Consider the following 20,500-nt stretch of genomic DNA (forward strand, 5'->3'; position numbering starts at 1 on the left):
CCGTCCCTGTCTTATGGACTCTTGTTGGTCCGTGATTGAGCTTAAGCGGCTCTTGCGTTGCTTGCGACCTGCTTCAGGCCGAAATCATAGTTGAGATGAAAATAGTCGCGCTCCACCATGCGACCATCCGGCGCACGGCCGGCGGGATGGCGGACGAAGTCACGGATCAGGCTGTCCTTGACGCCGAACACCACGTCGCTGTCGAGATATTGGTCGCCGGCAACGAAGACGTGCGTCACCAGCTGCTCGAAACCGGGCGCTGAGATCATGAAGTGCACGTGCGCCGGGCGCCAGGGATGGCGTCCCTGCACCTCGAGCATCTCGCCGACCGGTCCATCATGCGGAATCGGGTAGGCGGCCGGCTTGATCGACCAGAAATGGAAGCGGCCGTTGGCGTCGGTATGGAAGCGGGCGCGCATCGCGAGATCGCCGATCCTGTCGAGCTGCTGCACGTCGTAATAGCCGTCGTCGTCGGAATGCCAGACGTCCACGATCGCGCCGGCGAGCGGCTTTCCGTCCACGGTCGAGACCGAGCCGGTGACCAGCATGGGATCGCCATCCATCGGCCCGGAGATGTCAGCGCCGCTGTCCTTCTCGGGCGCAGCCTGGACGAAGAAGGGGCCGAGCACCGTGGTCTCGGTCGCGCCTTCGGGCACCGGATGGTTGATGGCATCGACCAGCATGGAGACGCCAAGCGTGTCCGAGAGCAAGATGAATTCTTGGCGCTTGTCGTTGCACATGTGCCCGGTGCGGGTCAGGAAGTCGATGCCGTATTCCCACTCCTTCTGGGTGGGCCGCACCTCGCGGACGAAGGCGTGCAAGTGCCGCACCAGCGCTTCGCTCACCTGCTTGATGCGTGGATCGGTCGCGCCCGCCATCCGCTCCAGAACGGCGTCCGTGATCGTGTTTTCGTTGAAGTTACGCATGTGTATCTCCGCGATCAGGATTTTGGTTCGCCGAGGCCGGACAGCCGTTCGAGGTGCTTGACGGTCGCGATGAAGTCGGTATCGCCGTCGCCCTGCGCGACCAGCGCGCCATAGGTCTCGCGCACTTGCGCGGCGAGCTGCAACGGCACGCCGACGGCGTGGCCGGCGCCCAGGATCAGGTCGAGATCCTTGGCCATCTGCCTGCAGGAGAAGGTGGACTCGAAGTCGCGAGTCCGCAGCGGCGCGGTCTTGTACTTCACCATGGGAGAGGCGACCGCGCTGTCGTCGAGCACTTTCAGGATGTCCTGCCAGGCGATGCCGCCCTTGCGCGCCAGCGCCAGACTCTCCGCCATCATCGCCGCCGACACGGCGATCATCAGATTGACCGAGAGTTTTGCAAAGCGCGCTTCCTCGGCGGAGCCGAGATAGGTCTGGGCGCGGGTGAAAGCTGCGAACAGCGGCTTTGCGCTCTCGAAGGCGTCCTTCGGCCCCGACACGAAGCAGGTCAGCGCGCCGGTGTGCACGATGCTGGCATTGCCGGAGACCGGCGCGCGCAGATAGGAAATGCCGCGTGCCAGCGCGGCGGCTGCAACCTCAGCCGAGGCTTCGACACTCACGGTGCTGGTTTCGATCAAGACGGCACCGGGCGCCATCGCGGCGATCAGGCCGGCGGAGCCGAGCAATGCGCCGCGCAAAGCGGCGTCGTCGGGCAGGGACGTGATCACAGCGGCCTTGCCGCTCACGGCCTCGGCCGGCGAGGCGGCAATCGCAATGCGCTGCGCGCGTGCCTCGTCGATGCGCGCCGCGCTCTGGTCGAACGCGGTGACGGTGTAGCCGGCTTTCGCGACGAGCACCGACATCGGCAGGCCCATCTTGCCGATCCCGATGAAAGCAACTTGTTTCAGAGCGTCAGTCATTGTTATCGTCCATTGGCGCCTTCAGGCGGCGCGTCCCTGTCGTTCGATGTCCCGCACCAGCCGCCGGCCGGATTGTGCTAGCAGATGCTTCTTCGTCTCCAGTCCCTCGACCAGCAGCCGGCCCTCGCGCTTCTTCCAGGCACCGCCGATCATGACGGACTCGATGTTGGCGAGGCTCGTCTGCATCACGACGGTTGCGATCGGGTCATGCACCGGATGGAGATTGAGCTCGGAGGCGTTGATGATGACGAGGTCGGCGAGCTTGCCCGGCGTCAGCGAGCCGATCTGGTGCTCGCGCCCGAGCATGCGCGCGCCTTCGGTCGTGATCCAGCGCAGCGCCTCGCGGAGCACAACCGTAGTCGTCGCCGGAATTGTGCCGCCGGTCTTGCGCGACTCCGCATTGTCGAGCGCCCGCTGCATCGACAGCGCAACGCGCGCCGCGGAGAGGAGATCGCCGGCGAGCACGGATTCGAGATCAATGCCGATCGTCGGCCGCACGCCGCGCTTCAAGAGGCGGCCGGTGATCGGAAAGCCGTGGCCCTGGATCATCTCGTTCTCGGGCGTGACGGAGAAGGACACACCGAGATCGACGAGACGATCGAGCAGATCATCAGGCAGATCATTGCCATGGACGATGTTGATGCCGGGTCCGACCAGGCCGGCCTCGAGCAGCTTCTCCCAGCCGCCTTGCGTCTTGGCCGGACCGCCGCCCTGATGCATCGATGCGATCAGCTTCTGCTCCCGCGCCAGGCGGAAATCGTGCATGGCGACGTCGAGCGTCGAATAATGCGGACCGAGGATGGCGAGCCCGAGCGTGACGAGGCCGTCGCGGTCGGCGAGGGGCCCGGCCAGCAGCCGCTCGACCTCACGGCGCGGATGCGGCACTTCCGAGAAATGCGGCTCGCCCGGCTTCGGCTCGGGCTTCGGCGAGCCGTGGAAGAACGCGGCGCGGACGCCGCTTTCGATCAGGCCGCGCACGGCGGCGTCGGTATGATCCGGCGTCGGGTTGTTGTGGCACCAATCGACCAGCGTGGTGACGCCGTGATTGATCTGGTTCAGCGCGCCGACGAGGGTTGCGATGTAGATATCGTCGGGCCGGAACATGGTGGCGAGGCCCGCATGCATGCGGCGGAAATATTCCAGCAGCGTCCAGTTCGCGGCAAAGCCGCGCAAGCCGGTCTGCCAAGTGTGCATATGTGCGTTGATCAGGCCGGGAATGACGATGCGGCCCGTGCCGTCGACGACCGCCGTGTCGGCCGCAGCGTCGATCGACGGGCGCACCTCGGCGATCCGGCTGCCCTCGACCAGCACATCGCCGGTCGAGAGATCGCCGATCGCGTCATCCATGCTGATGACGGTGGCGGATCTGATCAGGGTGCGCCGCATCGCTTCAAGCTACCGCTTTGATGGCGCCGGGTGGCTCGCCGGTCCAGGCGCGCGCGATCAACTCGCGAATGGCGCCTCGTTCGAGCGGCCGCGGATTCCAGTAGGCATTCGTGACTGCGAGGTCAGCCGCCTTGTCGATGCCGCCCTCGGGCATGCCGACATCGCGTAGCGCGACCTTCGCACCCAGCCGCTTCGCAAGTTCGAAAAGCCCCCGAGCTGCATCGGCTGCCCCGATCGCGCGCGCGATTCGCACCATCGCGTCGGGCACGGCCGGCGCGTTGTAGGCCAGCGCATGCGGCAGCACGATGGTGTGCGTTTCGGCGTGCGGCAGGTCGAAAGTGCCGCCGAGCGTATGGCAGAGCTTGTGATGCAGCGCCATGCCGACAGTGCCGAGGCAGACACCGCACAGCCAGGCGCCATAGAGCGCCTCAATGCGGGCCTCCCGATCGTCGCTCCTGGCGACAATGGCGGGCAGGGCGCGCGCCAGCGCGCGGATGCCTTCTTCGGCCATCAGCGAGGTGACAGGGTTGGCGTCGCGCGCGTAAAGCGCCTCGACCGCATGGGCGACCGCATTGATTCCCGAGGTCGCGGCGAGGCTCGCCGGCAGCGTCAGGGTCAGGTCGACGTCGTAGATCACCGTCTCCGGCAGCACGGCTGCATCGCGCACCGTCGTCTTTAGTCCGTTCTCGGTCTGGCCGACGATCGGCGTCATCTCCGAGCCGGCATAGGTGGTGGGGATGCAGAGCTGGTTGACGCCGGTGCGCAGGGCCAGCGCCTTGCCTAGCCCGGTGGTCGAGCCGCCGCCGAGCGAGACGACGCAATCGGCCTCGCATGCCTTCATTGCCGCGAGCGCGCGGTCCGTGACCTCGACCGGCGTGTGCATGGTGGCGCCGGAAAAGATGCCGGCATAGAGCGGGCCGAGCGCGGCTCCCAAGCTCTTGCCTTGTGCCTCCTGCTGCGGCGTCGTCAGCACCAGCGCACGCTTGCCGCCGAGCCGCTCGACCTCGGCCTTGGCTGAGGCAAGCGTGCCGCTGCCGAACACGACGCGGCAGGGCAGGTTTTCGAAGGTGAACGAGCCGATCATGCGCCGGTCTCTTTGATGGGATAATCGACCTGGAAGCGCCCGATCCGCAAGTCGCCCAGCGCCTCGCGCACGCGCAGATGCTCCGGGTGGTTGGCATAGGCGGCGAGCGCCGCCGGGTCGGTGAATTCGGAGAACAGCACCACGTCGCAAGCATAATCGACCGCGCTGACGTCCATGCCGACTTCGATATGGGTGAGGCCGTCGATCCGGCCCTTGAGGCCCTCGAACAGGGTCTTGACCTTGAGCCGGGCGGCCGAGCGCTCCTCAGGGCTCTCCCCGCGCAGTCGCCACATCACGATGTGCCTGATCGGGCCCGACATTTCCTGATTTCCTCGCCTGCAATGGTGCTTTGTTGGCGCCATTTTGCCTTGCAGAAAACGGAAATAAAGGTCAAAATTTGTAAGTCTCTTTTCCTCTTTATGCAAAAATGGACCGGCTGCTTCAACTCGAGGTGTTCTCCAAAACCGCTGAGCTCGGCAGCCTTTCCAAGGCCGCCGAAATCCTGCGGATGTCGAACGCCGCTGCGAGCCGCCATCTCAGTGCGCTGGAGGAGCGGCTTGCGGTCCGGCTGATCGAGCGCAACACGCGCCGGCAATGGCTGACCGAAGCGGGACAGGAACTGCTGCAGCGGTGCAGCACGCTTCTGAACGAGCTCGCCGAAGCCGAGGACGCCGTCTCCGATCGCGCGCTGTCGCCGAAGGGCATGCTGCGCGTCACGTCTTCGCTGTCCTTTGCGATGATCTACCTCGCGCCGATGCTGCCCGCCTTCCGTGCGCTCTATCCTGATCTCAGCGTGCAGATCATCAGCGCGAACCGCTACCTCGACTTCATCGAAGCCGGCATTGACGTTGCGATCCGTACCCGCGAGCACGAACCGGATTCCAACATCATCGTCCGGCGCATCGGGCAAATGCACCGCGTGCTCGCGGCCGCTCCGTCCTATCTGGAGAAGCACGGCCGGCCCGAGCATCCCGCCCATCTCGCCCGGCACAACATGCTGATCTACAATCTCGCCAATGATCCCTATTCGCTACGGCTGAGCCAGGGCAGCACGACGCAGACGATCCGGATCGCGCCGACGCTCGACAGCAACGACGGCCAGATCATCTGTGGTGCGGCGCGCGCGGGGCTCGGCATCCTGATCCAGCCGCTCTATATCGTGCAGGGCGATATCGCGGCTGGGCGGCTGGTGCCTGTCCTGAGCGATTGGCAGCTGCCGTTGCTCACCATGAACATCGCCTATCAGAACCGCGTCAGGCTGCCTGCCAAGATCAGGGTGTTCTCCGACTTCCTCGTCAGCTACATCCGGGAGCATTCAGAGCCGGGGATCTGGATCGACGCGGCGAAGTGAGCGGGAAGCAGCCATGTATCTCGGCATCGATCTCGGCACGTCGGCGGTCAAGACGGTTCTCGTCGATGATGCCCAGCGCGTGATCGCAAGCGAGAGCCGGTCGCTCGCGACCGTCTCGCCGCAACCGGGCTATTCCGAGCAGGATCCGGCGCAGTGGATCGGTGCGACCTTCGCCACGCTGGATGCTCTCAAGGCGTCGCATGCCGATGCGTTGGCAGCGGTCGCAGGCATCGGGCTGTCCGGCCAGATGCATGGCGCCACGCTGCTTGATGCAAGCTTGAGGCCGCTGCGGCCTTGCATTCTCTGGAACGACGGACGATCGGCCAGCGAGTGCCATATCCTGGAGCAACGCTGGCCCGCCTTGCGCGAAGTGACGGGCAACAAGGCGATGCCGGGCTTCACCGCGCCAAAACTGCTCTGGATCGCCACGCACGAGCCCGAGATCTTCGCGGCGACGAAACTCGTTCTTCTGCCAAAGGCCTATCTGCGACTGGTGCTATCGGGCGAGGCCGTCGAGGATGTCTCGGATGCCTCGGGATCCCTGTGGCTCGACGTCGCGCGCCGCGACTGGTCGGACGCAGCGCTGGCAGCGAGCGGCTTGTCGCGCGAGCACATGCCGCGCCTGGTCGAGGGATGCGCGCCCGCAACCACGCTGCGCAGCGAACTCGCGCGGCGCTGGGGGATGATCAGGCAGCCGGTGATCGCGGGTGGGGCCGGCGACAATCCCGCGGGCGCCATCGGCATCGGCGCAATCCGGCCGGGAGCCGCTTTCGTGTCGCTGGGAACCTCGGGTGCGCTCATGGTCCCCACCGACCGGATCGCCGCCAATCCCGACCGTGTCGTGCACACGTTCTGCCACGCCATTCCAGGGATGTGGATTCAGGCCGGCGCGATCCTCTCGGCCGCTTCCTGCCTTGCCTGGCTCGCGCGCCTGTTCGGCGCCGCCGAGGCCGAGCTGCTGGCGCCGCTTGGAGCACGACCGCAGGCGCCGTCGCCCGTGAGCTTCCTGCCTTATCTCGCCGGTGAGCGGACGCCGCACGACGATCCCGTTGTGCGCGGCATGCTGGATGGCCTGAGCCATGGCACCGATCGCGCGGCGATCGTGCAGGCGGTGCTCGAAGGCGTTGCCTTCGCGCTAGCCGATTGCCGCGATGCGCTCGCGGATGCCGGCATCGGGATTGCGGAGGCCGACGTGATTGGCGGCGGTTCACGCTCTACCTTCTGGCTCTCGGTGCTGGCGAACGTGCTGAGCATTCCGATCCATCGCTTTGCCGGAGGTGAAACCGGCGCCGCGTTCGGTGCGGCGAGATTGGGGCGGCTTGCTGTCACGGGTGAGGCAATCGGTGACGTATGCATGCAGCCGCAGCGCATCGAAACATTCGAGCCCGACGCTGCACTGGTCGATGCCTACGCTGAACGGCTTCCCGCCTGGCGCGACCTGTATCGGCCGCGCCACTAGCTGGCCCAATCTGGTTTGCATACTTCGGTATATTCGCCTTCGGTATTGCCCTGCGTCACCCGCTTTTGTTTAATGACCAAACCGCGTTGCCGAGAAACGAGACGCGGGTGGGAAACGCATTGTGCGCCGGGAGGCACGATGAACGATCCGATCCTCGAGATGCGCGGGGTCTCGAAGACCTTCTTCGGCATCAAGGCGCTGCGGGCCGTCGATCTCACCGTCTATCCCGGCGAAATTCACGCCCTGATGGGTGAGAACGGCGCCGGCAAGTCGACGCTGATGAAGATCCTGTCCGGCGCCTACCGGCCCGACCCGGGCGGCGAGATCCGCATCGAGGGCAGGGCGGTGCGGATCGAAGGCCCGCTCGGCGGCCGCGCGGCGGGCATCTCCATCATCTACCAGGAGCTGTCGCTCGCTCCCAATCTCAGCGTTGCCGAGAACATCTATCTGGGACGGGAGATATCGCGGTCAGGCTTGCTGGCGCGCGGCACAATGCGCGAGGGCGTCGGCCCGATCCTGAAGCGCCTGGGCGCGGACTTCCTGCCCTCGACGCTGGTGGCGCATCTGTCCATGGGGCAGCGGCAGCTGGTCGAGATCGCCCGTGCGCTGCACGTCAGATCGAAAATCCTCATCATGGACGAGCCGACCACCTCGTTGTCGGCCGCCGAAAGTGAGCGGCTGTTCGCGTTGATCCGCCAGCTTCGCGCCGAGGGCCTTGCCATCATCTACATCTCGCATCGCATGGACGAGGTCTATGCGCTCGGCGATCGCGTCACCGTGCTGCGCGACGGCCGCCTGGTCGGCTCGCTCGACAAGCCCGAGATCCGCGCCGACACCATCGTGCGCTTGATGGTCGGTCGCGACGTCTCCTCGTTCTACAAGAAGGACCATGATCCGGAGGCGGGGCGGGGGCATCCCGTGCTCGCGGCGATCGACATGGCCGATGGCGGGCGCGTCAAGGGCTGCTCTCTCACCGTGCATGCGGGTGAGGTGGTCGGCCTCGCCGGCCTGATCGGCGCCGGTCGCACCGAGCTTGCGCATCTCATCATCGGCGCGTCGCCAAAAACCTCCGGCCGGCTCGAGCTGGAGGGGCGTCCGGTCGAGATCCGCACGCCGGGCGAGGCGCTCGAGGCCGGCATTGCCTATCTGACCGAAGACAGGAAGGCGCTCGGCCTGTTTCTCGACATGTCGTGCCTGGACAACATCAACCTCGCCGTGCTCGGCCGCGACGCGAAGCTCGGTTGGTTTCTCGACCGCGACAAGGCACGCGAGCGCGCCGACCGCGCGTTTGCAGGCCTCAGCATCCGCGCCGCCAATGCCGGCGTTCCCGCCGGCGGCCTGTCAGGGGGCAACCAGCAGAAGGTGCTGCTGTCGCGGCTGCTCGCCATCGCGCCGAAGGTCCTGATTCTCGACGAGCCGACGCGCGGCGTCGATGTCGGCGCCAAGTCGGAAATCTATTCGATCATCGACAATCTCGCCAAGGCCGGCACCGCGATCCTCGTCATCTCGTCCGATCTGCCCGAGATCATCGGCATCTGCGACCGCGTCATCGTGATGCGTGCCGGGCACATTGCCGGCGAGGTCAGCCGCGGTCCGAATTCGCCGCTGGCGCAGGAAGACATCATGGGGCTTGCCACGGGGATGGAGCATCTCGATGCCTGACAATGGTGCTGCGGAGGCAAAGCCGGCATCGACGACGACCAATGGCGCTGCCGCGGAAACAAGACGCCAGCGGATGAGGATGCTGATCAGCGCGCTCGGCATGTTGCCGGTGCTGCTGATCCTCTGCATCGGCTTCAACGTGCTGTCCGAAGGCCGCTTCTTCACAGGACAAAATCTCGGCATCGTATTGCAGCAGGCCGCTGTGAACACCGTGCTCGCCGCCGGCATGACCTTCGTCATCCTCACCGGCGGCATCGACCTGTCGGTCGGCTCGATCCTGGCGGCCTCCGCGATGGCGGGTTTGACGCTCTCCAAGATGCCGGAGCTCGGAATGCTGTGGCTGCCGGCCGCACTGCTCACCGGCCTCGTCTTCGGCATCGTCAACGGCGCGCTGATTGCGCTGCTGCGCCTGCCGCCCTTCATCGTCACGCTCGGCTCGCTCACCGCGGTGCGCGGCCTGGCGCGGCTGCTCGGGGCCGACACCACCGTGTTCAATCCCTCCATTCCCTATGCCTTCATCGGCAACGGCTCGTTGACGCTCATTCCCGGAGTCGCGTCGATCCCATGGCTCTCAGTAATCGCCTTGCTCGTCATTCTCGTCTCCTGGCTGGTGCTGCGCCGGACCGTGCTCGGCGTGCATATCTATGCCGTGGGCGGAAACGAGAGCGCAGCGCGGCTTGCCGGCATCAAGGTCTGGGCCGTCCTGATCTTCGTCTACGGCATCTCCGGACTTTTCGCCGGGCTCGGCGGCGCCATGCAGGCGGCGCGGCTCTACGCAGCCAACGGACTCCAGCTCGGCCAGTCCTATGAGCTCGATGCAATCACCGCGGTGATCCTCGGCGGTACCTCGTTCGTCGGCGGCATCGGCTCGATCTGGGGCACGCTGGTCGGTGCGCTCATCATCGCCGTGCTCTCGAACGGGCTCATCCTGATCGGTGTCTCCGACATCTGGCAATATGTGATCAAGGGCCTGGTGATCATCGGTGCCGTGGCGCTGGACCGCTACCGGCTGCAAGGCTCCGCGAGAACGTGAAGGTCTGGCGCGCAACGGCGTGCGCATGGCTTGAGACGAGATTCCGTTGCGGCAACTGGTCTGCCGCGCCGGGGACGAAGACAGACCAGGGAGGAAGTCCATGTTGAAGACGATCATGCTCGCCGGCGCCGCCATGGCGCTTGCCCTCACCACCGCACCATCCTTCGCCAAGGAGCTCAAGTCGATCGGCGTCTCGCTGGGATCGATGGGCAATCCGTTCTTCGTCGCGCTGTCGAAGGGCGCCGAGTTCGAGGCCAAGAAGACCAATCCCAACGTGAAGATCACGACGGTCGGCTTCGAATACGACCTCGGCAAGCAGGTCACCCAGATCGACAATTTCATCGCCGCTGGCGTCGACCTGATCCTGCTCAATCCCGGCGATCCCAAGGCGATCGGGCCGGCCATCAAGAAGGCGCAGGCCGCAGGCATCGTCGTCGTCGCTGTCGACACCGCGGCCGAAGGCGCCGATGCCACCGTGACCACGAACAACGTGCAGGCCGGCGAGATCTCCTGCCAGTACATCGTCGACAAATTGGGCGGCAAGGGTGACGTCATCATCGAGAACGGGCCGCAGGTCTCCGCCGTGATCGACCGTGTGGTCGGCTGCAAGAACGTGTTCGCGAAGAATCCCGGCATCAAGGTGTTGTCGAGCGACCAGGACGGCAAGGGCTCGCGCGAGGGCGGCCTCACCGTCGCGCAGGGCTATCTGACCCGCTTCCCCAAGATCGACGCCATCTTCGCCATCAACGATCCGCAGGCGATCGGCACCGACCTTGCGGCACGCCAGCAGAACCGAACCGGCATGATCATCACCGCCGTCGACGGCGCGCCCGATATCGAGGCCGCGCTGAAAGATCCGCAGTCGCCGCAGATCCAGGCATCGGCGTCGCAGGATCCGTTCTTCATGGCGCGGCGGGCCGTGCAGGTCGGCGTCGGCATTCTCAACGGCCAGAAGCCGGCTTCGACCGTCGAGCTGCTGCCGTCCAAGCTGGTGACCAGGGACAACGTTGCCGCGTACAAGGGCTGGACCTCGGATCGCTCGCAGTAAGGCATCGGGGCGTTCGAAGCACGAGAGATGGCGGGTGGCGGTTCGTTCGCGCCGCCCGCCGCCGATACCTCGCGTGCTCACCAGTAGCACGCAGCAATGCCTGTGCTAGCTTTCCACGATCTCGTTCGGTCGATTCGGAAAGCAGATCCGGTGAAATCCACGACGTCAGGCACCGCGTGGCGGCATGCCAATATCGGCCGCCTGCTCAATAACGCGGTGCGGCGCTTCGAAGGCCGTGTGCTCGAATTGATGACCGAGCGGGGCCACGACGAGACGCGCATCGCCCATGTCAGCCTCACGCGCAATCTGGACGTGGAGGGGACGCGGCTCACCGAGCTCGCCCGCCGCGCCTCCATGAGCAAGCAGGCGATGGGCGAGCTGGTCGACCAATGCGCCGCGCTCGGCCTCGTCGATCGCATCGCCGATCCGACCGACCGGCGCGCGCGCATCGTCGTGTTCACGCCGGCCGGACGCAAATGGCTCGATGCGTTCCGTGATGCCGTCGACATCGCCGAGCGGGAGATGCGCGTCGAGCTCGGCAAGGCCACGATGGATGCAATCCTGAAGGGGCTCGCGGTGTATGGCACGGAATTCGACACGCTCGACGACCCGAATTAGTCAGGCAGCTTGACGAAATAGTCAGGTGTCCTTACCATGCAGGTTGGTGTTGGTAGGGAGAAGCATCTTGGAAATTCGTCTGACGGCCGCGGTGCTCATCGTTGGCGGGGGCCCTTGCGGGCTGATGCTGGCCAACGAGCTCGGCCGCCGCGGCGTGTCCGCGATCCTGGTCGACGAAAAGCCGGGCACGGCCTTCAACCCGCAAGCCAATGCGACGCAGGCGCGCTCGATGGAGCATTATCGGCGGCTGGGCTTTGCCGACGAGATCAGGCGCGAAGGTCTGCCCGCGGACTACCCGACCGATGTCGCATATTTCACGCGCTATACCGGATACGAGCTGGCGCGGTTCGCGCTGCCGTCAGCGTCGCGGGCGGGTGAGCTGATCAAGGGCATGTCAGGCTCCTGGAGCGCGGCGGAGCTGCCGCATCGGGTCTCGCAGAAATATGTCGAGGCGGTGCTGCGCCGCCACGCCGAACGGCTGCCCGGAATCCAGCTCAACTACAGTCACCGGCTGATCGGCTACACGGAAAGTGATGACGGTATCGCCGGCAATATCGAATGTCTCGACGATGGCAGCCGCTTTCGGGTCCGCGCCGACTTCCTGGTCGGGGCCGACGGGCCGCGCTCGATGGTCCGGCAATCGCTCGGGATCGTCTATGGCGGCGAGAGCGGGACGCAGCGCGACTTCATGGGCGGCCGCATGCTGGCGGTCTATCTCCGCTCGCCCGATTTCTACGCGCGCGTTCCCCACGCGAAAGCGTGGATGTACAATTGCTTCAACGGCGACCGCCGCGCCTTCATGGCCTCGGTGAACGGTCGTGATGAGTTTGCATTCCACACCCAGTTGCGACCGGGCGAGGACGAAACTGCGATCACGATCAACCAGGCCAAAGCCGCGTTCCAGCGCGCCTGCGGTGCGCCGATCGATTGCGAAGTTCTGTCCTTCCTGACCTGGACCGCCGGTCACGCATTGGTGGCAAGCGGGATGCAGCGGGGCAGGGTCTTCCTCGGCGGCGACGCGGCGCATCTGTTCACGCCGACCGGCGGGCTCGGCTACAACACCGCCATCGAGGATGCGGTCAATCTCGGCTGGAAGCTCGCAAGCGTCGTCAAGGGCGTGAGCCCGGCGGCACTGCTCAATAGTTACGAGGTCGAGCGGCGTCCGGTGGCGCTCCGCAACACCGATCATGCGCGCCGCTTCGCCGATTCGCTTGGCCTCTTCGCGCCGGCGCCGGAGATCGAGGATGCCACGGAGGCCGGCCACAAGGCGCGGCGAATCGCGGGTGCCTATCTCAATCAGCACGCCCGTGCCGAGTTCAACATCCCCGGCGTCACCTTCGGCGGACGCTACGACGGCTCCCCAATCATCGTCCCCGATGGTAGCGAGCCGCCGCCGGATGCTGCCAACGTCTACGTTCCCACCGCCTCTCCCGGTGGCCGCCCACCGCATGCGTGGCTGGAGGACGGCATGTCGCTATACGACCAGTTCGGATTCGAATGGACCTTGCTTCAGTTTGGGGACGTCATGTCGGCCCATGCGTCATTCGCTGACACCATTCGCGCGATCGGGGCCGACGTAAAGCTCGTCACGCTACCCAGATCGTTGCGCGATCTCTATGAGGCGGATCTCGCCCTGATACGTCCCGACCAGATCGTGGCTTGGCGCGGCAACGCATCGCAGGCAGGAACGATCGCACGCGTTCTTAGCCGCGTACTCGGGCGCGAAGACGCGCGGCTGCTAGCCGGCGGTGGAGGGATTGGTTCGCGCAGGTGACACGGCCGATGGAATTGCGCTCGTAAAGAGACTGGTCTTGGGCTGGACGCGCGATCCGTCGATCAGCTCGAGCCGCCCGCAGCGATTCAAGGTGTGCAGCTTCCTGCCCGGCCATGCCGGTCCGGGTTTCAGAGTGTGGCGGACGACCTGCTTGAATACCGTCGGCGACAGCTCGACCACTTCCGCCAGGGCAAGCGCTGCGCCGTATCCGTCGGTGCAATCCTGGACCGGTCGCCACAGTTTGTCATCGAGCGTGACGAAGTTTCCTGCCGGCCGCGTGCTGGCGCGGTCGATCAAGACGGGATTGCTGGCGTGGGGAAGCCAAGGCCCCAAGAGCCGATCGGCGTAATAGATCGCCAGCGAATCCGAATAGCCACCCGTTCCGTCGCGCCAGGCGCCAAACAGATAATACAGGCCGTTGTGGCGCGTGATCGTGACGTCGGCCAGCTCGAGGCCGGAAAGGAGCGTTGCGTATCGCTCCCATTTGTCCGGAAACCGAGTGCATTTGTAGAGGGCGACGTCCCCGCGGGTCGAGCTCTCCGGGATCATCCACAGCTCGCCATCGTCCTCGATCAGGAACGGATAGGAGAGGTGACAGGGCTCCTCCAGCACCGGCGTCACCTCGCCGATCGGCCCCGCGTCGTTGAACGCGATCGCGGAAATGATACCTTTTCCGACACGGTGATCGAGATCCTCGAAGAAGGCGAAGGTCCGTCCCTGCCACGTGACGGGAAAGGGATCGGCGTAGAAGTGGTTTCCAGGATCTCCCAGAACGTTCCAGCTTGGACCTGACAGGTCTCCGGTCTGCCAGACGCCCGGGCCGTCGTTGAAGCGCCATCCGATATGCCAATGCGGGGCATAGCAGCAGAGGCGATAGATCTCCTTGGCGATCGATACGGCAAGGCCGCGCGCCACGTAGCCAACGGGTCCGCGGTGCGGGACAGTTGAAGCGGGGCGCGGCAGGTGCGGCACGATGCGCGGCCTTCCCGACAGGATCGCCGCCAGCATGGTGAGGGTCCGCGCCATGATCGTTTCGAGCGCACCACTGAGGCCCGCAGCAATCTCACCGGACGGATGGCCGCGGTCGAGGACCGAACCGTCGATCTCGTTGACGATCTCGATCACGGGCAGGTCGCCGGCGAGGATGGCGGCGAGCGCGGCATTTTCGCCTGCGACGCCGTTGAACAGCGGCCGCAGATACAGCCGGGCCGGGCTCGCCGGATCGCGCGGGGCATTCGTGAAATCGACGATTACGTCGGCGGTGCCGATGCTGACCCGTGCTGGTTCGGAGCTGATCGTCAGCCTGTCGGCGGCGCTGTGCTTGCCCTTGTGCAACACGATGCGTTCGAGCTCGACCAGCGCATCGAGACCTGCCGGCCGCGGCTCCGCCGTTGCCGTCCATGCAACTTGCACCGACATGTCCCGGCCGTCGACCGACAGCGTCCTGCGGTCCATCCAGCGCCGCGCATAGTCACGTTCACAGCGAAACTCGATGATCATGTCGAGCCAATCTGTTCCGACGTATCAGGTCAAACGACCCGGTCGAGAATCCGGACGTATTCCTCGACCATGGCATCTACCGAATAGCGCAGCCGCAGGCCTTTGGCGTTTTGTCGCAGCTCGTCACGTAATTGCTTGTCGGTTACCAGCCTGGAGACCGCCGCGGAGAGCTTCGCATGATCGGAGGCATCGACGAAGAGCGCCGTCGGTCTGCCCTCGTAGGACAATACCTCGCGCAGGACGGGAAGATCGGTCACGACGGAGGGAACACCGGCGTTGGCAGCCTCGACCGCGGCCAGACCGAAGGTCTCGGCCTGGGTCGGAAAGACGAACACGTCGAGACAAGCAAGGAAGTCCGCCATCCGGCCAGGAGGAATCTCTCCCAGCAAATGCAGACGGTCCGCGACGTTCAAGTCGTTCGCGAGCTGCCTCAGCCGGGCCTCGTCGGCTCCCTGGCCGGCCAGCGCAAGATGCCAGGACGGTTGATCCGGCAGCAGACCGATCGCCAGATCGAGCCGCTTATGCGGATGCAGCCGTGCCGCGCAACCGAGCAGGACGCGGTCCGGTGGCAGGTTGAATTGACCTCGTGCCGCCTCCTTCGACAGGGTAAGGGCCTTGTCGTCGAAGCCGTGCGGCACATGCACCATGCGCGACCGGTAGGCCGCGGGGTAGCGCGAATATTCGCGCTCCATGTCCTGCGAATTGAGCGTGATGCAGTCGAAGAAGCCGAGGCTGCCCATGGCGATGTCGGCGGTGCGGACCGGCCAGCTCATCGCCAGCGCGGATGAAACCTGATTGGCGACGACGGGTGCACGGCTGACGAGGCGCGTGACGCCGGCGCCGATGACGTTGCCGAAATGCTGGAAGGTCAGGACGGCGTCGGGCCTGGTGGTTCTGATGTGGCGGCCGAGCGTCCACAGCATCCGCAGCAGCGCCAGCGGATTGCCCGGCCGGCTCGACGCGCAGTAGAGCGTGGCGGGCGGTTCGTCAAAGGAGTCCGATTTGCGGAAGAAGAACAGATTGGTGACCCGGTGACCGCGCGCGGTCAGCCCGGCGCCGAGCAGCCGCGAGATCTCCTGTGCACCGGCGTTCTCGGCCTGGGTTTGCGCAAGAAGCACGTGGAGTTTTCGCCCACTGCCGTTCGGCCGCGCAGGTGCCGTCGCGCTCGTCTCGTCCAGGTCTTTGTTCGGCTGATAATGGAGCACGGATCCCGACCCGCTAAAGCAACGAAATCTTCACCTTCTTAACTCCGTACCTATCATGCGGGCATCCCGCGGACACCGGCTAGCAACAAACGGAGTTAATGCGGCGCGGATGGCGACGGTGTCGTTGGCGCAGCATTTCCGCTGGTTCCCCGCTGGCGCGTTAACCAATCGGTCCTGCGCGTTCACCCCGGCGGCGCGTGCTGACACCTAGTCACGCGAGTCCGCGCTACGAACGGCATAATTGCCGCGCCTCGATGCTGGGAAGCGCAAGAGCACCAGAACGGAAGGATCCACCCCGCTGCGCCGGCGGCAGAGGACGTTCAGGGCGATGGTCGCGAGCGCGAGCGACACGGTCGTCGAAATCGCCGCGCCAAGCACGCCGAGGAAGGGGACCAGGACGAGAAATCCGACGAGCCGCAGCCCGACGTTGGCAGCGACCACCGGCACATAGATTCGTTCATGACCGGTCAGCTGCAGGATCGCAGCAGCCGGGCCGCCCGCCGCCTGAATGGCGGTTCCGATTGCAAGCACGATCAGGACCGAATGCTGCTCGGCGAAATGAGGTCCGAACAGGTTGAGGAGATAGGGGCCGCCGATCCAGATCGTGGCGAGACCGGCGACGACGCAGAGCCCAGTCACTTCCGCCATCAAGCGCGAGGTCCGCTCGAACTCCCCGTGGTTCTTGCTGAAATAGAGCGACGGGAGCCGGCGCGCACCGAACGTGTAAAGCGCCGCGGACACCATGGCGAAAATGTTGGCGAGGCGCGAGGCGGCAAAGTAGATTCCCGCGGTCGTCGGATCCAGCATCCAGTAGACCAGAATGACGTCGAGATACTGATTGGCGACTTCGAGGATCGATGCGAGCCAGAAGTGCAGGGCACTTGATCGCCAGCGTGACGTCTCCGAGCGCGCCGGCGTACTGCGCAGATCCGGCAGCACGCGCGCGACGGATACGATCTGCGCAACAAGGCCAACCGACATGGCGACCGTCATCGCCGCGAACAGCTCGGCCGGATCGAGTTGGCGATGGGCGAGCAGCATGACGAGCAGGAACACGACGACGAGGGCCCGCCAAAGGAACTCGCGGTTTCCTTCGCCCATGATAATGCTGACCAGCGAGCGCGCGATTTGGCTGCCGAGCATCAATCCGGCGTTGACGGCCGTGTAGGCCGACACCGCAAGGATCAGCAGCCACCAGTCGCCTCTCATGCTCGCGACGATCGCGATCCCGCCGATCACGATCAGCATTGCGACCGAGGCGATCTTCAAGCTCGATTGCAGCACGCCTTTGGTAAGGTCCGGCCTTTCGCCGACCTGATATTCGTTCAGGAATCGCACCAGCAGGGATTCCTGGCCGACCAGTCCCACGACGGCTGCGATCTGCGCGACCGACAGCCAGGTCGCAAAGATGCCGAAGCCGTCAGGCGACATCGTCCGCGCAGCCAGCGAGAACAACGCGAACGCGAGCACGCCGCTGCCGACCTTGAGCAGGATGGTCCCGGCAACGCCGCGCGTGACGTCGCGCCGCATGAACTGGAGAATGGATGCGATCATGGAAGGGTTAAGGGAGCCGCGCTCCCCTGACGAGACATGTTCCGATACCGGCGAGAACCTAGCATGTCGAGCAATCGCGAGTGTTAATGGACGAGTTGGAGGATTTCGGCGATCGCGGTGATACGGGTTGCTTCGTTCTGGAACATCGCTGTCTCCATTGTCCAACATCTGCGAGTTTCAACTCGCGCGACGGACGGCATAACGCCGCATCGACGACTGAGAAGGCGAGATCCGGGGCTCGCGTGCAGAATGGTTTCGGGACAGCAAGACGCGTGCCGCGGCGAGTCGGCGAACTGGGCACCTGCGGTCATTAACCTCAATCTCAGGAAATGTTCGCACCCGGCCCTGCGATGCGACATCAGGCGAGAGAATTGCACTGCAGACGCTGTTAACCGTGGGAGCCGGAGCCATGACGAGAACCGTGACCGAGCCGGTCGACGGGGACGAGACCGCAACCATCGACTCGGACGTCGCCATCGTCGGTGGCGGTCTTGCGGGATCGCTTGCGGCGGCCGTGCTGGCGCGGGCAGGGCGTCGCGTCGCTCTGATCGACAAGCGGGCAGTCCATCCGGATGAGTTCCGGGTCGAGAAGATCGGCGGCCATCAGCTGGAGCTGTTCGGTAAGCTCGGCTTTCTCGATGCGCTCGAAGATGTCGCGTGCCGATATGATCAAGTGCTCAACATCCGTGAGGGCAAGGTGGTCGATGTCAGCGTCGGCAGGGCTTACGGATTTGCCTATGCCGATCTCGTCGCAATGGCGCGTCGCCAGCTTCCGGATCCTTCCAACCTGATCGTCGACGAGGTCACAGCGATTGGCAGCAGCGGCGATGTCCAGCATCTCGAGCTCGCCTCCGGACGGCGCGTGGCGGCGCGCCTCGTCGTTCTGGCCACCGGCATGGCGGGAGCCCTGGGCTACAAGCTCGGCATCAGGCGGCGCGTGCTTGCCGAGCGCCATTCGGTGTCGTTCGGTTTCACGATCGCGCGCAAGGATGGCACCCCGTTCGATTTCGAGGCGTTGACCTGTTACGGCGAACGCACCGCCGATGGCATCGACTATCTCAGCCTGTTTCCCGTCCACGCCGGAATGCGTGCCAATCTCTTCATGTTCCGCGATCCGACCGATCCTGTTATGCGCGAGTTGCGCCGCGAACCGGAGGCGACAGTTTTGCGCCTGCTGCCGGGATTGCGGAGCTACCTCGGCGATTTCCGTGTGACCGATCGCGTCCAGAACTGGGTGATGGATCTGACCGTCGTTGAAGGGCATCTCCGGCCTGGAATCGTGCTCATCGGCGATGCGTTCCAGACCAATTGTCCCGCGGCCGGAACGGGCGTCGCCCGCCTGCTCGTGGACGTCGACCGTCTCTGCACCGAATATGTGCCGCGATGGCTCATGACGGCAGGCATGGGCCTGGAGAAGATCTCGCAATTCTATGCCGATCGCGACAAGATCGCGGCGGATCAGCAGTCGCTGAAGATGGCACGCTTCCGCCAGGCGCTGACCTCGCGCAACGATATCGGCTGGGACGTGCGGCGACGGTTGCACTTCCTGCGGCGCAGTCTTGCACACCGCGTCGATCAGATGCATCCGGGCTGGCTTGGCCGCGTCCGCGGCGTATTGCGCGCCTGATCTCTGCGACCCCCCGCCGGTCAGCGCGTGGGCCTCGCGGTGTGGGCGGGCTGAACCTTCAAATCGGAGAGCCGCTTGGCCGCCAGCTTGAGCCAGGGCGCCTGCCTCAACGCGAAGAGGGCGATTGCGCCTACGGCGCTGCCGACCTGCGTGACCTCCCACATCGGTGAAGCCTGTGCGCCGAACGATTTCTTGTATGGCTCGTCGCCGATGGTGAAGTCGAGCATCTGATCTCCGCGCTCGATACAATCCCGCGCCACTTGTTCGAACATCAGCGCGCCGATGGACTGGCTCTTGTAGCCGGCGATGTCGAAGGCGCTCATGATGACGAGGAAGCTGTCGCGGTGGCACAATCCGAGCACGGCGGCGATCACTTCGCCGTCCATCTTCATGACATAGAGGCGAACGAAGGACCCGAGGCCCCGAAGGGCGACGTCGGAATAGAAGCCGTAATATTCGGGCCGCTGCAGCAGGTCTCCGTCGCCTTGTGCGTGAAAGCGCGGGCCGCGAAACTTCCTCATCACCTCCATCGTCTCGAGCACGGCGGCGCTGTCGCTGCAGCATGAGAAGCTCAGCGCGCCCTTCTTCTGCAGCTGGCGATATTTCTTGGCGAGCTCCTTCTGGTAGGAGCGATCCATCGCACTGGCCCGCCATTGCTCGTACGGCGCGACCAGAACCGTGGCATAAGCATTGGTGTTCATCGAGACACGGCGGGACGTGGCGAGGAGGTCCTCGATCGGAAGCCGTCCGTCAGGCAGCTTGGCCATTCGCAGCAGATCGAAGGGGCGGACAAGGCGCCGAATCTGCGCGCATGCAGCCGCATCATGGAGCAATTGCGAGAACACGTCCGGGCTGCAAACCGGTGCCAGATAGTCGGAAACGCGCAAGTCGGCGAACTCGACGGTCCGTATCGGACCGCGCCGGATCCGGAGCAGCGGCAGCACCATGGCAAGGGCGCCGGTGTCGCGGTAGCGCACCACGACGACCAGAGCCGTTGCATCCGTTTCCGGCGCGAGCCTGGTGTAGAGGCTATGCAACCAGACCGGATGCTGGAAGGCAGTGGCAGCCGAACGATCGAACAGCTCTGCATATTCCGGAGACAGAAAGTCGAACGACGGCTCGATGGCGATGTCGAACGTGTTGCTGGGCTTATTCATGCGCACAAGGAAACCGGATCATCCGCGAACGTCGTTCGAACCGTAGCTGCGCTTATACCAAGGCCGTTACAGGTCAGACACTGCCGCCGCGCGATTTGCGCCGATGCGTTCAACCATGCTCGTATGGTTACCAAATTCTGAAGCCGGAGGCGGAAATGGCGCATGGAGCGCACCTTGCGCGGCGCCATCGTCTGCATGG

Annotated in this window: 17 protein-coding genes; 8 read left to right on the forward strand and 9 right to left on the reverse strand. The window is 65.0% G+C overall.

From position 1 onward, the window contains the following. Positions 1-41 precede the first annotated feature (41 nt). From I6F20_RS29120 to I6F20_RS29140, 5 genes are read right to left on the reverse strand one after another with little or no spacing between them, the layout of a single operon-like run. Positions 42-926, reverse strand: coding sequence for an intradiol ring-cleavage dioxygenase (locus I6F20_RS29120; protein ID WP_225128947.1), 885 nt, complete (start codon positions 924-926; stop codon positions 42-44). Positions 927-940: 14 nt separating this feature from the next. Further along, positions 941-1,843, reverse strand: coding sequence for an NAD(P)-dependent oxidoreductase (locus tag I6F20_RS29125; protein ID WP_225128948.1), 903 nt, complete (start codon positions 1,841-1,843; stop codon positions 941-943). A gap of 21 nt (positions 1,844-1,864) precedes the next feature. Then, positions 1,865-3,229, reverse strand: coding sequence for an amidohydrolase family protein (locus I6F20_RS29130; protein WP_225128950.1), 1,365 nt, complete (start codon positions 3,227-3,229; stop codon positions 1,865-1,867). Between the two features lie 4 nt (positions 3,230-3,233). Continuing rightward, entirely contained in the window at positions 3,234-4,313 is a 1,080-nt protein-coding gene (locus I6F20_RS29135) for a maleylacetate reductase (protein WP_225128951.1), read from the reverse strand. Beyond that, complete coding sequence (locus I6F20_RS29140) at positions 4,310-4,633, reverse strand: Dabb family protein (RefSeq protein WP_225128953.1); 324 nt, start codon at positions 4,631-4,633, stop codon at positions 4,310-4,312. Before I6F20_RS29140 ends, I6F20_RS29135 begins: the two co-directional genes overlap by 4 nt. Positions 4,634-4,740: 107 nt before the next feature. Here I6F20_RS29140 and I6F20_RS29145 point away from each other — a divergent pair, with 107 nt between their 5' ends. The 7 genes from I6F20_RS29145 to I6F20_RS29175 all read left to right on the forward strand — a co-directional run bounded on the left by I6F20_RS29145 (position 4,741) and on the right by I6F20_RS29175 (position 13,258). Then, a complete protein-coding gene (locus I6F20_RS29145; RefSeq protein WP_225128955.1) occupies positions 4,741-5,664 on the forward strand; it encodes a LysR family transcriptional regulator in 924 nt (307 codons plus the stop codon). Positions 5,665-5,677: 13 nt separating this feature from the next. Beyond that, positions 5,678-7,123, forward strand: coding sequence for a xylulokinase (xylB, locus tag I6F20_RS29150; protein ID WP_225128958.1), 1,446 nt, complete (start codon positions 5,678-5,680; stop codon positions 7,121-7,123). 138 nt (positions 7,124-7,261) lie between these two features. Then, positions 7,262-8,785, forward strand: coding sequence for a sugar ABC transporter ATP-binding protein (locus I6F20_RS29155; protein ID WP_057029954.1), 1,524 nt, complete (start codon positions 7,262-7,264; stop codon positions 8,783-8,785). Next, positions 8,778-9,818: an ABC transporter permease subunit gene (locus I6F20_RS29160; RefSeq protein ID WP_225128960.1), complete on the forward strand. Its 1,041-nt coding sequence runs from the start codon at positions 8,778-8,780 to the stop codon at positions 9,816-9,818. The genes I6F20_RS29155 and I6F20_RS29160 overlap by 8 nt, the downstream gene beginning before the upstream one ends. 100 nt (positions 9,819-9,918) lie before the next feature. After that, positions 9,919-10,866 carry an ABC transporter substrate-binding protein gene (locus I6F20_RS29165; protein WP_036023609.1) on the forward strand — a complete coding sequence of 316 codons (948 nt, stop codon included), beginning with the start codon at positions 9,919-9,921 and terminating at the stop codon, positions 10,864-10,866. 150 nt (positions 10,867-11,016) lie between these two features. Then, positions 11,017-11,484: a MarR family winged helix-turn-helix transcriptional regulator gene (locus tag I6F20_RS29170; protein WP_036023611.1), complete on the forward strand. Its 468-nt coding sequence runs from the start codon at positions 11,017-11,019 to the stop codon at positions 11,482-11,484. A gap of 46 nt (positions 11,485-11,530) precedes the next feature. Next, positions 11,531-13,258 carry an FAD-dependent oxidoreductase gene (locus I6F20_RS29175; RefSeq protein WP_036023730.1) on the forward strand — a complete coding sequence of 576 codons (1,728 nt, stop codon included), beginning with the start codon at positions 11,531-11,533 and terminating at the stop codon, positions 13,256-13,258. On the opposite strand, the gene I6F20_RS29180 is transcribed toward I6F20_RS29175, so the two are convergent. The 3 genes from I6F20_RS29180 to I6F20_RS29190 all read right to left on the reverse strand — a co-directional run bounded on the left by I6F20_RS29180 (position 13,223) and on the right by I6F20_RS29190 (position 17,517). Then, positions 13,223-14,758, reverse strand: coding sequence for a glucosamine inositolphosphorylceramide transferase family protein (locus I6F20_RS29180; RefSeq protein ID WP_036023614.1), 1,536 nt, complete (start codon positions 14,756-14,758; stop codon positions 13,223-13,225). The two genes, I6F20_RS29175 and I6F20_RS29180, sit on opposite strands and share 36 nt — an antisense overlap. A 29-nt stretch (positions 14,759-14,787) precedes the next feature. After that, positions 14,788-15,963 carry a glycosyltransferase family 4 protein gene (locus I6F20_RS29185; RefSeq protein ID WP_225128964.1) on the reverse strand — a complete coding sequence of 392 codons (1,176 nt, stop codon included), beginning with the start codon at positions 15,961-15,963 and terminating at the stop codon, positions 14,788-14,790. 207 nt (positions 15,964-16,170) lie between these two features. Then, positions 16,171-17,517 (reverse strand): lipopolysaccharide biosynthesis protein, encoded by a 1,347-nt coding sequence (locus I6F20_RS29190; RefSeq protein ID WP_128262439.1) that lies wholly within the window; start codon positions 17,515-17,517, stop codon positions 16,171-16,173. Between the two features lie 409 nt (positions 17,518-17,926). On the opposite strand from I6F20_RS29190, the gene I6F20_RS29195 reads away from it, so the two are divergent. Continuing rightward, a complete protein-coding gene (locus I6F20_RS29195; RefSeq protein ID WP_225128965.1) occupies positions 17,927-19,144 on the forward strand; it encodes an FAD-dependent oxidoreductase in 1,218 nt (405 codons plus the stop codon). A gap of 20 nt (positions 19,145-19,164) precedes the next feature. Here I6F20_RS29195 and I6F20_RS29200 read toward each other — a convergent pair whose 3' ends face one another. Further along, a complete protein-coding gene (locus I6F20_RS29200) occupies positions 19,165-20,301 on the reverse strand; it encodes a GNAT family N-acetyltransferase (protein ID WP_225128967.1) in 1,137 nt (378 codons plus the stop codon). Positions 20,302-20,500 lie beyond the last annotated feature (199 nt).

The sequence above is a fragment of the Bradyrhizobium sp. IC3123 genome, from assembly GCF_020193625.1.
Taxonomy (GTDB): Bacteria; Pseudomonadota; Alphaproteobacteria; order Rhizobiales; family Xanthobacteraceae; genus Bradyrhizobium; species Bradyrhizobium yuanmingense.